Source organism: Microbacterium jejuense, assembly GCF_039544225.1.
In the GTDB taxonomy this organism is placed as follows: domain Bacteria; phylum Actinomycetota; class Actinomycetes; order Actinomycetales; family Microbacteriaceae; genus Microbacterium; species Microbacterium jejuense.
On the sequence record NZ_BAABLG010000002.1, the window covers coordinates 221,209 to 236,733 of the forward strand.

Here is a 15,525-nt window from a genome sequence, read left to right on the forward strand (position 1 = left end):
GAGGACGTGATCATCCTCGCGGCCACTCCCATCGGCAACCTCGGGGACGCGTCCCGCCGGCTCGTCGAGGCGCTCGAAGCCGCCACCGTCGTGGCCGCCGAAGACACCCGCACGACCCAGCGCCTGCTCGCGGCCCTCGGGATCGCGAACCGGCCGCGGCTCATCGCCCTGCACGACCACAACGAGAAGGACCGGGCGCCCGAGATCGTCGAGCTCGCCCGCGACCAGGACGTCCTCGTGCTCAGCGACGCCGGCATGCCGACAGTCAGCGACCCAGGCTACGGCGTCGTCGCCGCGGCCGCCGAGGCGGGCGTGGTCGTGACGGTGATCCCGGGCCCGAGCGCGGTCGTCACCGCGCTCGCCGTCTCGGGCCTGCCGACCGACCGCTTCAGCTTCGAGGGGTTCGTGCCGCGCAAGGCGGGGGAGCGCGCCTCGACGCTCCGGGCGCTGGCGGCGGAGCCGCGCACGATGGTGTTCTTCGAGGCGCCGTCGCGGGTGGCATCCACCCTCGCCGACATGGCGGCCGAGTTCGGAGAGGACCGTCGCGCGGCGGTCTGCCGCGAGCTGACCAAGCTGCACGAGGAGATCGCGCGCGGCACGCTCACCGAACTCGCCGCCTGGGCACAGCCCGGCGTCCGCGGCGAGCTCGTCATCGTCGTGGCGGGCGCGCCTGCGCGCGGGGTCGCGTTCCCCGATGCCGTCACCCAGGTGCTCGAGCTCGTCCGCGACGGCATGCGGCTGAAGGATGCCGCGGCCGAAGTGTCCGGACTGACCGGACACTCCAGCCGCGAGCTGTATCAGGCGTCGCTCGCCGTGCGCGGGTGACGCCTCCGGCGCACGATCATGACAGCCACGCCGCCGGCGAGCAGCGCCAGTCCCAGCCACAGGGCGTCGAGCGTCATTCCGGTCGGCGGCAGCGGGGGGACCGGGGGCACCGGCGGGATCGGCGGCACGGGAGGCTCCGGCGGGATCGGCGGCACCGGGGGCTCCAGCGGCGGCACCGGCGCACATGCCGTCGTGGAGGCATCCCCGTCGGTGAAGGCGATCATCGCGGTGTTGAGCAGACCGGTGCCCTCGGTCTCGGAGCTCCGGTTGCAGTCGGCCTGCTCGGGGGTGATGGTGGAGGCCACCGTCACCGTCGCGGTCACCGCGAACGCGTGCGTGTCGCCCGCCTCGATCGTGGCGCCTGAGGTCACCCGGACGGCGTCGAGGCCGTTCCAGCTCGGGTCCACCGTCACGCCGTCGGCGGAGGTGACGGATGCCGCCGTCACCGTGACGCCCTCGCCGAAGCGCAGCGCGTCGTCGAGGTCGTAGACGTCGGCGACGCCGCCCGGATTGGCGACGGTGACGGTGTAGCCGATCACGTACGTGCCGTCGTCCTGGAGCGTCGGACCCGATGACACCGTCTTCTCGATCTCGAGCGGCGCACGGTACGCATTGACGAACGTGCAGAAGACCGTCCCCTGCAGCGGCACGTCGACCGTGACCGACGGGCCGTCGACCACCGGATCGCCGTCGGCGCCGGTGCACTGGATGGCGCCCAGCTGCCAGCCGTCGAGCGTGCTGGTCTCGGTCACGGTGTACGTCCCGGGCGCGATCAGCCCTGTCGAATAGGGGTCGGCCGCATCGGTGAGGGCGAACTCCTCGCCGTCCGGGCCCCACTCGAAGGCGAACTCCTGTGTCGAGCCGGCGGGAAGAGTGGTCTTGTCGACGATCAGCGAACCCCACTGGGTGTTCGTGAACGTGCAGACCACGGTCTCGCCCGGGTCGACATTGACGGCGCCGACCAGGTCGTCGACGGTCGATGCCGTGCCGTCGGCATCGCCGTCGGCGCACGCCAGGGCAGTGGCGTCGAAGCCGTCGCGGGCGACCTCGGCCAGCTCGTACGAGCCCGGTGCGACGTCCTCGAACGTCGCGGAGCCGGTGCCGTCGGCCGTCGTGATCGAGAAGTCCTCGGGGTCGAGCCAGCCGCCCGTGAAGTCGAACGTGCCGTCGTCGCCGTCGACGTCCTTCACCACCACGATGCGACCGGTGGCGGTGTTCTGGATGCCGCACGCGAGGGCGTCCCCCGGCTGCAGATCGAGGTCCGCGGCGTCCGCCGGCGAGGTCTCGCCGCTGCGGGTCAGCGTGCACGCGAGGTCGCCGGCGACCCACCCGGCGGCGCCGCTCTCGGTGAGCGTGTACCGGCCCGGCGGGACGTCGTCCAGCGTCGTGGTGCCGGCGCCGTCGACTGTGGTGACCGATGCGTCGATCGGGTCGCCGGCCGGATCGGTCGGGGTGAGCACGAAGTCGAACGTGCCGTCGCCGGCGACCGTCGACTTGTCGATCGTCACGCTGACCGGGTCCGGCGCGTTCGCGATCACGCAATCGAAGGAGGTGCCCGCCTGCGCGATGAAGGTGACGCTGGCTGGGTCGTCGTCCGAGTCCTCGACGCCCTCGCAGACGAAGGGGCTGGGCTGCCAGCCGGGCACCGGCTGCTCGGTGATCGTGTAGGTCCGGCCGGGGCGCAGCCCGGTCCACGTCGCGGTCTCTGACGACGGGCCGGTGCCCGAGATCGCCTGCGTGCCGCCGTCGGGCGTGACCCCGTCGGCAGGCGTCAGCGCGAACGGGAACGACCAGGCGAAGCCGTCCGGGACATCGGTCACGATCTTGGTGACCGACAGCGTCGCCGGGGTCGCGGTGTTCTCGATGCCACACGCGATCTGGTCGCCGGGGGCGACGCGGAATCCGGTCACGTCGAGGGGCTCGGAGGCGCCGTCGGCGTGGGTCACGGTACAGGCCAGCTCGCCCTGCACCCATCCCGGGATCTCGCGCTCGACGAGCGAGTACAGCCCGCGCGGCGCGAGGCCGGTGAACGTGGCGACGCCGGTGCCGTCCGCCGTGAGCACCGAGGACACCAGGGCGGGCGCCACAGGGTCCAGCGGTGTCAGGATGAACTGGAACGTGCCGTCGCCGGCCAGCGCGGTCTTCGTGATGCTGATGTCGATCGACTCGGGCTCGTTGGTGATGGCGCACTCGAGCGCCTGGCCGGGCTGGGCGACGAACGTGACTGTCAGCGGGTCTGTGTCGGCATCCTCGATCCCCGTGCAGGTGAGCTCGCCGGCTGCCCACCCCGGCTCGGCCTGCTCGGCGATCGTGTACGTCTGGCCGGGCAGGAGGCTCGTCCACGTCGCCGTCTGCGAGGTCGGTCCCGTGCCCGAGATCGTCTGCACGCCGCCTGCCGGGAGCACGCCGTCGGGCGGGGTCAGGGTGAAGTCGAACTCCCAGGGGAGGTCGTCGGTCACCCCGGTCACTGTCTTGGCCACCGAGACGGATGCCGGTGCCGCCGTGTTCTCGGCCGTGCACGTGATCTCGTCGCCCGGCGCCAAGGTGAACTGCCATCCGAGCGTGGTCGCGGCATCCGCCAGGCCGCACGTGAGCGTGCCGTCCCACCCGGCAGGCAGCGTCTCGTCCAGGCTGTAGGTGACCCCGGGGACGAGCTGGGTGAACGACACCGACGGGTCGGCGGAGGACACGGTGACGGACTGCGACGAACCGTCGGAGCCGGTGAACGCGAAGTCGAACGACCACGGCGTGCCGCCGGCGAGCCCGGTGACGGTCTTCGACAGGTTCAGCGTGCCGCGCGCGGCGGTGTTGTGGAAGACGCACTGGGCGATTCCCTGATCGGGCAGGTCGACCGTCGCCGTGAGCGTCTCGAGGTCGACGGTCGAGCTGCCGCCGTCCGACACGTCGCACGTGATGTCCGTCAGCTCCCAGTCCGGGAGGTCGCTCAGCAGTTCGGTGATGTCGTAGCTGCCGGCCGGCAGGCTCGGGCTGTCCCACGTCGCGAACCCGGGCCGCGGGTTCAGCGTGAACTGATCGGTGGGGTCCTCGCCGGCCGGGCCGAAGTCGAACAGGAAGTCCTGGTCGTACTCGAACGGGTCGGTCTCTTTCACCACGAGGATGTGTCCGGGCACGACGTTCACGAAGTAGCAGGTGACGGTGTCGCCGGGCGCGAGATCGAACTCGGCGGCGGTCGTCCCGGCGGGGAAGACGGTGTCGACGCCGCCGATCGTGCAGATGAGCGACCCGATCAGCGTCCCATGGCGGTCGCCGGTCTCGGAGACCGTGTAGTGCCCCGGCGGGATCCCGGTGAAGTCCTGGTAATAGTTCGTGCCGTCGCCGACCTCGGCGTTGATCGAGAACGTCTCGCCGCCCGGCCAGGTGCCCGTGAACTCGAAGGAGGTGTTCGGATCGGTGCCGATCGCCTCTTTGCTGATCGAGATGTCGCCCAGCTGCGTGTTGGTGAAGGTGCACTGCACGTCGGCCCCCGCGACGGTGGTCACCTCGGCGAAGGCGTCGGACTCGCTGATGACGGCGCCGGCGTCGGTGCACACGATGTCGGGGCCCGCCATCCAGCCGTCGGGGATCGTCTCGGTGATGTCGACGGTCGACCCGGGGGCGAACGTGAAGGTCGCGCTCTGACCGTCGCTGAGCGCGGCGGGGTTCCCGCCGATGTCGAACACGAATGGCTGCGTCGAGCCGTCGGGCAGCGTCTGCTTGGTCACCGTGACCGTCGAGATCGCGTTCGTGATGACGCAGTCCGTCCTCGACGAGGGATAGACCGGGAATGTGTCGGAAGGATCGTCGAGGACGAATGTGAGCAGGGCTCCGGTGCCCGGCTGGGCAGTGGTGCACACCAGGGACTGCTGCGCCCATGGCCCCGAGACCACCTCTGAGAGCCGGTAGTCCGTGGCCGACAGCACCCCCGAGAACGTGTCGGTCTCGCCGATGCCGAGGTCGTCCTGGATGCTTGTCGCCGCGGTCGCCGGCAGGACGATGCCGCCGTCCACGCGGGCGACAGCATACGGGAACCGGTCAGTGCTCGTGACATCGGCCGGGACCGCCCTCTTGGTCACCGTCAGCGCACCGCAGTTAGCGATCACCAGCGGGTCATCGGCCAGGAAGTAGTCCTGCGTCTGCGCCGTGAAGTCCGCCCCGGTGCGGGTGAGTGCCGTCGTCACGCGGAAGCTGGAGCACTGCGTGGGGCTGAGCAGCCCGGCGGCGGTGAGGTCGACAGCGAACTCGCCGAACGTGGCCTGTGACTGGTTGCCGAGCGGTGGCCCCTCGGCGCGGACGCCGACCGCCCAGGCCGTCTCGATGACCCTGCCGGTGCTGACCCACGCCCCGGTGCCGTTCGGATTGGCGCAGGCGTCGCCGGCGCTGGGCACCCACGCCCTCGTGTGCATGGTGGCGGTGCTGGTGCTGGAGTCGTAGTCGAACACGACCATGACGTCGTCGCAGCGACCGACCGCGGCGCCTTCGAGCACCTGCAGCACGCTGAGGCTGCCGTTGCCGACGGCGCGCGTCCAGTACGAGTACAGCACCGCGTGACGGACGCCCTGCGCGTCGGCGACGACCTCGTACGCGGAGGCCGTGCTGCAGAGGTCGCCTTTGGCATTGGTGTTCTGCGGGCCGGGCGCCCACGGGTTCGTGTTCGGCGTCTGGCTGCCGGGCGAGCCTGTCGCATCGAGCGTGGTGGACTCGCACGCGTCGGCGAGGGTGCCGTTGTCCCACTCGAACTTCGCATCCAGGATGCCCGTCGAGCGATTGCCCTGCGCGGTGGTGTACGAGCCCGTGGGAGTGAACGAGTAGGTCCCGTCGGCCTGCGGGGCGCTGAGGAACGAGTTCCAGTCAAAGGTGTTCGGCGGGGTTCCGCCGGTCTTGTCGCCGTCGATCTGCATGCCGGTCTGCAGCCCGCTGGGCTGCAGAGTCGCGGCCGTCGCGGCACCCGCGACGCCGAAGGGGGCGGCCAGCGCGCCGATCAGCGCACCGACGACGACGAGTGAGACCAGCTGGATCCTGCGCATCGACATCCCTCCAGGGCGTGCGCACGTCCTCCCCACCCGTGGACCCGCACGCGTCGTGATTCCAGACCCTAGCCGACCGCGCCGGTCCAGACGAGGGGGAATGCCTGGTCTCGGCGGCGTTCACCCGCCGCGGGTGATGTCGGCCCCGGCGCCGACGGCACCGGGGGCCGGCATCCCTCAGCCCTTCGTCTTGACGACCTTCAGCTGGTGCACGGCCTTCACCACGAGCTTCGCCGCGTCCTTCACCTCGCGCGCCGACGCCTGCGAGGCCGCGACCACGACCTCGCCGATCGCCGTCGACTCATCGAGCTGTGCGAGCGAGGCCGCCGTGTAGCGCGCCCGGTCCACGGCGGCGGCCGTGGCGAGCGCCTGCTGGACAGCGGACTTGTCGATCGGCTCGCCACCGCCCGCCGAGGCGGCGTCCACCAGCCGCACGTCGTCGAGCACGCCCCATGCTCCGGCCGTGAGCGAGAAGTCCGCCGAGATCTCGACCACGCCGTCGGCGCCCACGACGATGCCGGCGACAGTGGCGGTGTGGAAGTCGTTCCACACGGTCAACGCCATCGGTGCGGTCCACGTGCCCGCGGACGTGCGGGCCGTCAGCGTGCGCGTGTCAGTCGCGGGGCTGTTCGTGCCCTGCGTCGTCGCCTGCAGCACGTACGTGCCGGCCGGCACGCCCGTCACCGTCTGCGACGCCGACGTCTGGTAGGCCCAGCCGCTCCAGAACGTGACGGCGTGGTCGCCGACCGCGGCGTCGGCGGTCTCTTGACGGGCGGCGGGGTCGGTGAGGCGCCACGCGCTCATGTCGGCGTCCTCGAACCCTCCGTTGACGACGTGGTTCGCCGCCGCGACGGTGACGTCGGCGGTCAGGGTGAGGCCGGATGCCGTCCGCCCGGGGATCGCGTAGTGCCCGGGACCGCGGATCCAGTCGACGGCGCGGCTCCACGTCACGTCCTGCCGCTCGCTCGTCCGGTCGTTGTACGACACCTCGACCGCGGCCGGGAGCTCGACGGGAGAGCCGTCGACGACAGTCAGCGACACCTGCTGGACGGCCACGACCTCGCGCGGGGCGACCGCGCCGGTGCGGACGTATGCGAAGGTGCGCAGCGACTCCAGCGGCGTGCCGTCCCAGGCGAAGAGCGACTGGTTGTCCCACGCCGACCCGCCGTAGGAGTCGCCGACGTGCAGCGGGTCGTAGCCGCTCGCCGCGCTTGCGGCCCAGCCCGAGCCGTACTGCTCCCACAGCAGGCGGTTCGCATCGACCTGGTCGGCCGGACCCACCGGCAGCCATGCCGGCTCCCAGTAGTACACGCCCACGCCGGCATCGCCGACGGCCGCGACCGCCGCGATCACGTCGCGCAGCTCCCAGGCCTGCCCCTGCACGCTGACGGGGTACTGGCTGGTGGTGCCGCTCGCGCCGATGACGTTCGGGTAGCCGTCGCCGTCGTCGAGCGTGCGCGCCCAGCTCGTCTCGGCGACCGTGACCTTCTTGTCGTAGGTCGTGGCGACCTGCGACAGCACCGTGGTCAGGTTGTCGAGCGTGCCGTGCCAGTACGGGTAGTACGAGCTCGCGAAGACGTCGTAGTCCACGCCGTACTGCGCGAGACCCGCCGCGTACTCGGCGTACCGGCCCGGTGTCTCGGGGTTCGTGAAGTGGACTGCGACCAGCGCGTCCGGGAGCACCTCGCGCACCGCGGCGCTGCCCGCCGACACCAGGGCGGCGAACTGCTCGTCGATCGCGCGCCCGGCGCGCGTGTGGCCGGCGATCGCGTTGTTGGTCTCGTTGCCGATCTGGACCATGCGCACATCGACGCCGGCGTCCTCGAAGCGCTGGAGCGCGTCCGCCGTGAAGTCGTGCAGCGCGGTCACGGTGGCGGCGTCGTCCAGCGCGGCCCAGGCCTTCGGCGCGAGCTGACGCGCCGGGTCGGCCCAGAAGTCGGAATAGTGGAAGTCGACCAGGACGTCCAGGCCCGCCGCTGTCGCACGCTCACCGATCTCGACGGCGCGGTTGACGTCGACAGTCCCGCCGCCGTAGCCGCCGCCCGATGCGTCGTAGGGGTCGTTCCAGACCCGCACGCGCACCGAGTTCACGCCGTTGTCGGCGAGCACCTCGAAGACGTCGGCCGGCCGGCCGGCGGCATCCCGGAACACCACTCCGCTCGCTTCGAGCGAGAGGACGGTCGAGACGTCGACCCCCATCGCGAAGTCGTCGGTCAGTCCGTCGACCCGGTCGACGAAGATGCCGGCGTCCACGGGGTCATCGCCGGCGGCCGCCCACGCGGCCGGTGCCGCGGCACCCGCGACGAGGGTCACTGCGACGGCGGCGCCGAGCACAGCCCTCCGGGTTCGGGATGTCGTTCGCTGCACGTTCGCATTCCTCTCTGAATGACTGCATGGATGCCGGGCGCACCGGCGCGGCGGGTCAGCCCTTGACCGAACCCGCGGTGAGGCCGCCGACGATGTAGCGCTGCAGCGACAGGAACAGGACGAGGACGGGGATCGCGGCGATCACGGCGCCGGCCGCGAACAGGCCCCAGTTGGATGCCAGCTGGTTCGACACCCACTGGTACATGCCGACCGCGAGGGTCCAGTTCTCCTCGGAGACCAGGACGATCTTGGCGATGATGTAGTCGCCGAACGCGGCGATGAAGGCCAGCAGCGCCACAACCGCGAGGATCGGCGTCACCAGCGGCATGATGAGCCGCCAGAAGATCTGCGCGTGCGTGGCGCCGTCGATCTTCGCCGACTCGTCGATCTCGATCGGGACGGTGTTGAAGAAGCCATACATGAGGAACGTGTTGACGCCCAGAGCGCCGCCCAGGTACACGCAGATGAGCGCGATCTTGGAGTTGAGTCCCAGTGCCGGCACCACCTCGCCGAGCGTCAGCAGCATCAGGAAGATCGCGACGAACGCGAGCGCCTGCGGGAACATCTGGATGATGAGCAGACCGGTCAGGCCCGCACGGCGGCCCGAGAACCGGAAGCGCGAGAACGCGTACGCGGCCGCGGCCCCCATCAGCACGGCGCCGACCGACGAGATGCCGCCGATCAGCAGCGTGTTGCCGGCCCACGTCCAGAACTGCGTCTGGCCGAGCGCGAAGAAGTTCGACAGGTCGACGACGCTGAACAGGGCGTTGCTGGCGGCGAGAGTCCCGTGCGGGTTGAGCGAGGCCGACAGCACGTAGACCAGCGGGAAGACCGCGTAGAAGATGACGACGACCGCGAGCAGGTACTTCCAGCCCACGTCGAGCAGCCAGCGCCGGCGTCGTGCGCCGCGTCGCGGGTCACGGGCGGTCGTGGCGGCGGGAGCGGAGGCCGTCGTTGCGGTGGACATCACTGGAACTCCTCGAGCTTGCGGGTCTGCCGGAACGCGATCGCCGAGATGCCGCCGACCACCGCGAACACGAGGATCGACAGGGCGCTCGCGAGACCGTAGTCGGCCGCGCCGCCCGACACTCCGGAGATGTCGTAGATCGCCGAGATGAGGATGTCGGTGGCGCCGAGGGCGTACGGTGCGCCGGGGATCGACGGCCCGCCGTTGTTGAACATGTAGATGACCGTGAAGTTGTTGAAGCTGAACGCGAACGACGAGATCAGCAGCGGCGCGGTCGCGACGAGCACGAGCGGCAGGATGATCGACCGCAGCTGGCGGGCGCGCCCGGCGCCGTCGATCGACGCCGCCTCGAGCGTGTCCTGCGGCAGCGCCTGCAGCGCGCCGGTGCACACCAGGAAGTAGTACGGGTAGGTGAGCCACAGGTTGACCCAGATCACGGCGGCCCTGGCCAGCCACGGATCGCCCAGCCAGTTGATGTGCGCCCCGAAGAAGAAGAGGTCGTTGATCACGCCGAACTCGGCATTGAACATGCCGCGGAACAGCAGCGCCGACATGAACGCCGGGAACGCGTACGGGAGGATGTACAGCGTCCGCAGGAACCGGCGCCCCTTGATCCGCGCGTCGTTGTAGATGAGCGCGAGCAGGAGCCCGAGCGCGAACGGCAGCAGCACCGACAGCGTCGCGAACACGAAGGTCCACACGGTGACAGACAGCAGCGTGCTCGCCAGCGCCGGGTCGGTGAAGATCCGCACGAAGTTGTCGAAGCCGACGTTCACGTACCAGCCGGCAGGCAGCGTCGATCCGTCCTCGGCGACGAACGACCCGCGGTCGTCCGCCGTGTAGACGGTGCCGGTCGTGGTGTCGGTGATCGTCTGGGCGTCGGCATCCCACACCAGCGTCGACTCGTAGACGGCGCCGGTCGAGCCGTCGCGCGTGCGGATGGAGCCGTCGTTGGGGTCGTCCGACACGGGCACCCGCAGCGCCGCGATCTCGGCCTGCAGGTCGGCGTCGGTGATCACGGTGGCCTTGGGGATCACGGTCCAGCCGGGCACCTCGGTGGGCGTGCCGGTCTGGCCGATCTCGGCGCCGCGGACCTGGTAGAGCGGCTCGTCGGCGGTGCCGACCTGGATGTCGCCCTCGTCGTCGACGATCGCGAAGCCGAGCTGGTCGCCGCGCTGGAGCACCGACAGCGGATAGGTGGGGGAGTCCTCGACGCGGCGCTCGCCCTGGATCAGCGCCGCCTCGACGGCCTGCTCCTGCGTGCCGGCGTGACCGGTGCCGTAGTTGGTGAACGCGATGTAGGCGGTGTAGCCGAAGATGAACACCTGGAACACGAGCAGGAAGACCAGGCCGGGCAGCAGGTACTTCAGCGGCAGGGCGCGCTTCGTGAAGTACACGAGGTCGGCGACGAGCAGGAGCACCAGCATCCCGCCGAAGACGATCCACGATTCGGCGCGGAACGCGCTCAGCAGCGTCATGACGCCGAACGCGTTCACGAGCGCCATCAGCGCGAGCTTGACGAGGAATCCCCAGCCCGGGCCGCGCCAGCGGCGGGCGTGCGATTCGCGAGGCGGGAGTTCGACGGTCGCCGGCGGCGAGGGAGGTGCATCCACCGTCATGCGTGTGCTCCTGGAGGTCTGACTCCCGCGTCGGCGCGGGAGGCGAGGAAGGGATGGAGTCCGGGAGGCGGGGAGAGGCACTCGCCCGCCTCCCGGAGGGGATGCCGGCTGTCGGGGTCAGCCGGCGGTCTTGCGGGTCAGCGGGCTCAGCCCTTGACCGCCGCCTCGACGTCGGTGACCATCTTGTCCCACGTCGACACGGGGTCGGCGCCGTTGATGATCTGCGACTGCGCGGCGTTCCACAGGTCCCATACCGAGCCCATCTCGGGGATGCTCGGCATCGGCACGCCGTTCTGCGCCGAGGCGAGGAAGCCCGCGATGATCGGGTCGGACGCGACCTCGGTGGCCAGGGTCGACCACGCCGGGATGCGCGGGTCGGCCTCGTAGAGCGCGCGCTGCGCCTCCTCGGTGCCGAGGTAGTCGACGAGGAACGACTGCGCGAGCAGCTTGTTCTTGGACTGCGAGCTCAGGTAGAAGCCCTGCACACCCACGAACGGCGCCGCGGGCTGGCCGCCGGCGGACGGGATCGGGCTCACGACGATGTTCTTCACGTCCGGGTAGGCGCTGATCGCCCAGGGGCCCTGGATCGTGTACGGGGCCTTGCCGGTGTTGAAGAGCTCGTTGTTGATGTCGTAGTCGACGGTCGTCGAGATGTAGCCGGTGCCGTTCTTGCCGTTGGCGCCGAGCCACTGCGCGAACGCCTCGCCCGCCGCGCCGCCCATGCCGACCTCGGTCGTGTACGAGCCCGACGCGTCCTGCACGAAGACCGGAGCGCCGAAGGACGTCTGGAAGCCGTACATCGTGTAGCCGTCGCCGGTCTCGCCGTTCGTGTTGATGACGAACGGACGCTCGGTGCCTGCCGCGAGACCCTTCTGGATCATCTCGTCCCACGTCGCGGGTGCCTCGGTGCCGACCAGGTCGGCGTTCTGCACGAGCGCGATCGTCTCGAGCGAGTAGGGCAGTGCGTAGAGCTGGCCGTCGTAGGTCATTGCCTCCAGCGCGACGGGCTCGAACTCGGACGCCTTGTCGCCGAGGTCGATCGTGTCGACGACGCCCGCGGCCACGAGCGCGCCGAGCCAGTCGTGCGCGCCGACAGTGATGTCGGGGCCCTTGCCGGTGGGGACCTGGGCGATGAAGTCGTTGCGGAGGTCCTCGAAGTTCTTCTTGACGATCTTGACGCTCGCGCCGGTCTCGTCCTCGAAGGCCTGCGCGGCGTCCTTGACGGCGGCCTGGCGCTCCTCGTCGGTCCAGATGACGAGCTCGGCACTGCTGTCGCCCGAGCTGTCGCTGCTCTTGTCGTCGTTCGAGCCGCCGGCGCAGCCGGCGAGGACGACCGCTGCCGTGAGCGCCAGCGCTCCGAATGCGATCTGCTTGCGCATGGGTTTTCCTTTCGGTGGTGGTGTGATGCAGAAGTACGGGTCAGGGGGTGGGGCTCAGCCGGACGACGGCGAGCCCCCCGGCGGGCACGGTGAGGCTGCCGTCGACCGGTGCGCCCGAGATGAGCTCGACGCCGCTCGCGGCGAAGGTCGCAGGCTCATCGCGGTGGTTGATCGCGACGGCGAAGTCCGCGTCGTCGCCACGGCGCACCACGACCTCGAGGCCCTCGGGGTGCGCCGCCGGGGTGATGCCGGCGTCGGCGTAGACCTCGGTCATGAGGGTGCGCAGGGCGGCGGCATCCAATCGGGTGCTCACGTACCAGCCCACGCCCGAGCCGTGTGCGTGGCGGGTGATCGCGGCGCCTCCGGCGCCGGGGCCGTCGAGGTAGGTGCCGATCGCCTCGGCGCCGTGGAGGACGACGTCCTCCTGCCACGCGTCGGCCAGGAGCAGCGCGGACTCGTCGGTGGTCGCATCGCCGTGCCACTGGACAGCGTGCCGGGCGCCTTCGCGCAGCGGCAGGAACTCCTCGACGACGATGCCGAGCGCGTCGCACAGCGGGGCGACGAATCCGCCCGCGGGCACGGCGTCGTTCTCGTCGACGACGGCCGAGAAGAACGACACCACGAGCGTGCCGCCGGACTCGACGAAGCGAGTGAGGTTGGCGGCGTCGGCGGCGCTCAGCATGTACTGCGCGGGCGCGACCACCAGCTTGTAGCCCGAGAGGTCCTGGCCGGGCAGGGCGAAGTCGACGGTGATGCCGTCGCGCCACAGGCGCTCGTAGAAGGAGCGGATGCGCTCAGCGTGCGACACGTCGACCGATGGGCGCCACTCGAGGTCCTGCGCCCAGAACGACTCGAAGTCCCACAGGATCGCGACATCGGCCGAGACGCGCGAGCCGCGCACCTCGTCGAGACGCCCCAGCACCTCGCCGAACTCGACGACCTCGCGCCACACGCGGGACGACGTGCCGGCGTGCGGGATCATCGCGGAGTGGAACTTCTCAGCGCCCGAGCGTGACGCCCGCCACTGGAAGAAGAGGATCGCGTCGGCGCCGCGGGCGAGGTGCGTGAGGGAGTTGCGGGCGAGCTCGCCGGGACGCTTTGCGACGTTGCGCGGCTGCCAGTTGACCGCCGACGTGGAGTGCTCCATCAGGATCCAGGGCTTCCCGCCGCCCACCGAGCGCGACAGGTCCGCGGCGATCGCGAGGCCGATCTCGCCCTCGGGGTCGGCGGCGACGAGGTAGTGGTCGTCCGACACGATGTCGACCTCTCGCGCCCACGCCCACATGTCGGTGGTCCAGCTCTGGTTCGCCATGAAGTTCGTGGTGATCGGCTGCGAGGCGTGCGCGCGGATCGCGTCCCGCTCGGCGATGAAGCACGCGCGCAGCTGGTGGTCGGTGAACCGCGCGAAGTCCAGTCGTTGTGCGGGGTTGACCACCGAGGGTGCGGCGGCGGGGGCCCCGACGTGGTCCCACGAGCCGTAGCGCTGGCCCCAGAAGGCGGTGCCCCAGGCGGCGTTGAGCCCGTCGAGCGTGCCGTACTTCTCCTGCAGCCAGCCGCGGAAGGCGTGCACCGACTGCTCGGAGTAGTCCTCGCCGACCGGCACGCCGTACTCGTTGTGCACGTGCCAGAGCACGACCGCGGGGTGGTCGCCGTAGCGCTCGGCCAGTGCCGACGCGATGCGGACGATCGCCGCGCGGTAGGCGGTCGACGCGTGCGAGGCCATGCCGCGGGCGCCGAAGCCCATCGTGACGCCGTCGCGCGTGACGACACGGGCGTCGGGATGCTCGGCGAAGAACCAGGCCGGGGGAGAGGCGGTGGGGGTGCCGAGGTCGACCGAGATGCCGTTCTCGTGCAGCAGGTCGAGCAGTTCGTCGAGCCACGCGAAGTCGAAGACGCCTTCGGCGGTCTCGATCAGGGCCCACGCGAAGATGCCGACGCTGACGAGGTTCACCCCGGCCTCCCGCATGAGGGCGACGTCTTCGCGCCACACCTCTTTCGGCCACTGCTCGGGGGTGTAGTCGCCGCCATAGGCGATTCCCCGGATCTCGGGCCAGCGGTCGGGCGAGGTCATGGACGCTCCATCGGGTCGGGTGCAGGGCTCGTGCCCGGGCGGTGGTCGGGGCGGGCGGCCACAGTGACTGTGACCGGTCACAGTGTTGCTCGAGTGGATGCTGCACCGCACGGCCGGGCCGGCAACCGTTACCCAACTGTGACCGGTCACAGGGTGTCGTCGTGTCGACGGCCGCCTCGTGGCCCCGGGCGGGGTAGAGTCACTCGTCGTGGACGAGACGACCGCGCGGCGCAAGCCGACGATCCGCGATGTCGCAGCGGCGGCCGGGGTTTCGCGCGGCACGGTCTCGCGCGTGATCAACGGCGGCCACTGGGTCTCGCCCGATGCGCGGACCGCGGTCGAGGACGCGATCCGGCGCACCGGCTACACCGCCAACCATGCCGCGCGGAGCCTCGCGACGGGGCGGTCGGGCTCGCTCGCGTTCCTGCTCACCGAGCCGCAGCACCTGCTGTTCCAGGACCCGACGTTCGCGCTGCTGCTCCGAGGTGCCGCCGAGGCTCTCGCCCAGCGGTCGATGACCCTCGTGCTGCTGGTCGCCGGCACGCCGGCCGAGCGGGCCGGCGTCGCCACATTCGTCGGCGCTGGGCACGTCGACGGCGTGCTGCTCATCTCGTCCCACGAGGCCGACCCGCTCGTCGAGCAGCTGCTCGAAGCCGGCGTCCCCACCGTGTGCTGCGGCATCCCGCTCGGCCACGAGGCGAACGTCCCCACCGTCTCGGTCGACGAGATCGGGTCCGCGCGCGAGATGACGCGCTACCTCCGATCGCAGGGTCATCGCCGCATCGCGATGATCGCCGGTCCCCACGACACCCCCGGCGGCCGGTTCCGGCTGGTCGGGTTCGAAGAGGAGATGGGCGCGGACTTCGATCCCGGACTCGTCCAAGAGGGCGACTACAGCCAGGAGTCCGGCGCTGTCGCGATGACCCGGCTGCTCGAACGTACGAGCGACATCGACGCCGTCTTCGCCGCGAGCGATCTGATGGCCGCCGGTGCCATCGCGGCGCTGCGCAAGGCGGGCCTGCGCGTGCCCGACGACATCGCGGTGGCCGGCTTCGACGACTCCGGGCTCGCTGCCACGCACGAGCCGCCGCTGACCACGATGCGTCAGCCGTGGGACCGCATCAGCGACGAGATGGTGTCGCTGCTGCTCGAGGTGATCGACGGCGGCCGGCCGCAGCCGATCACGCTCCCCACGACCCTGGTCGTGCGCGACAGCGCGTGAAGCGGACTGATCTCGCGGCGCTCACTGTTACGTTTGCCGGCCGTGACGCCC

General features: G+C 70.8%; 8 protein-coding genes. 2 read left to right on the forward strand and 6 right to left on the reverse strand.

Annotation, left to right across the window (positions count from 1 at the left end; translation table 11 throughout):
- Positions 1 to 6: 6 nt before the first annotated feature.
- Entirely contained in the window at positions 7 to 825 is an 819-nt protein-coding gene (gene rsmI, locus ABEA46_RS03385; protein ID WP_345542945.1) for a 16S rRNA (cytidine(1402)-2'-O)-methyltransferase, read from the forward strand.
- Here rsmI and ABEA46_RS03390 read toward each other — a convergent pair.
- The 6 genes from ABEA46_RS03390 to ABEA46_RS03415 all read right to left on the reverse strand — a co-directional run bounded on the left by ABEA46_RS03390 (position 798) and on the right by ABEA46_RS03415 (position 14,252).
- Positions 798 to 5,849 (reverse strand): prealbumin-like fold domain-containing protein, encoded by a 5,052-nt coding sequence (locus ABEA46_RS03390; RefSeq protein ID WP_345542946.1) that lies wholly within the window; start codon positions 5,847 to 5,849, stop codon positions 798 to 800. The genes rsmI and ABEA46_RS03390 overlap by 28 nt on opposite strands.
- Before the next feature lie 177 nt (positions 5,850 to 6,026).
- Positions 6,027 to 8,216 carry a glycosyl hydrolase 53 family protein gene (locus ABEA46_RS03395; protein WP_345542947.1) on the reverse strand — a complete coding sequence of 730 codons (2,190 nt, stop codon included), beginning with the start codon at positions 8,214 to 8,216 and terminating at the stop codon, positions 6,027 to 6,029.
- Positions 8,217 to 8,271: 55 nt separating this feature from the next.
- Positions 8,272 to 9,183 (reverse strand): sugar ABC transporter permease, encoded by a 912-nt coding sequence (locus ABEA46_RS03400; protein ID WP_345542948.1) that lies wholly within the window; start codon positions 9,181 to 9,183, stop codon positions 8,272 to 8,274.
- Positions 9,183 to 10,802, reverse strand: coding sequence for an ABC transporter permease subunit (locus ABEA46_RS03405; protein WP_345542949.1), 1,620 nt, complete (start codon positions 10,800 to 10,802; stop codon positions 9,183 to 9,185). The genes ABEA46_RS03400 and ABEA46_RS03405 overlap by 1 nt, the downstream gene beginning before the upstream one ends.
- 146 nt (positions 10,803 to 10,948) lie before the next feature.
- Entirely contained in the window at positions 10,949 to 12,181 is a 1,233-nt protein-coding gene (locus ABEA46_RS03410) for a sugar ABC transporter substrate-binding protein (RefSeq protein WP_345542950.1), read from the reverse strand.
- Positions 12,182 to 12,221: 40 nt separating this feature from the next.
- On the reverse strand, positions 12,222 to 14,252 hold the full coding sequence (locus ABEA46_RS03415) for a beta-galactosidase (protein WP_345542951.1): 2,031 nt from the start codon (positions 14,250 to 14,252) through the stop codon (positions 12,222 to 12,224).
- Between the two features lie 208 nt (positions 14,253 to 14,460).
- On the opposite strand from ABEA46_RS03415, the gene ABEA46_RS03420 reads away from it, so the two are divergent.
- Complete coding sequence (locus ABEA46_RS03420) at positions 14,461 to 15,474, forward strand: LacI family DNA-binding transcriptional regulator (RefSeq protein ID WP_345542952.1); 1,014 nt, start codon at positions 14,461 to 14,463, stop codon at positions 15,472 to 15,474.
- Positions 15,475 to 15,525: the final 51 nt, after the last annotated feature.

Coding starts and splice junctions, on each gene's coding strand:
- ABEA46_RS03400 (WP_345542948.1), bottom strand. CDS start 9,183: ATGTCCACCGCAACGACGGCCTCCGCTCCCGCCGCCACGACCGCCCGT.
- ABEA46_RS03390 (WP_345542946.1), bottom strand. CDS start 5,849: ATGCGCAGGATCCAGCTGGTCTCACTCGTCGTCGTCGGTGCGCTGATC.
- ABEA46_RS03415 (WP_345542951.1), bottom strand. CDS start 14,252: ATGACCTCGCCCGACCGCTGGCCCGAGATCCGGGGAATCGCCTATGGC.
- ABEA46_RS03410 (WP_345542950.1), bottom strand. CDS start 12,181: ATGCGCAAGCAGATCGCATTCGGAGCGCTGGCGCTCACGGCAGCGGTC.
- ABEA46_RS03405 (WP_345542949.1), bottom strand. CDS start 10,802: ATGACGGTGGATGCACCTCCCTCGCCGCCGGCGACCGTCGAACTCCCG.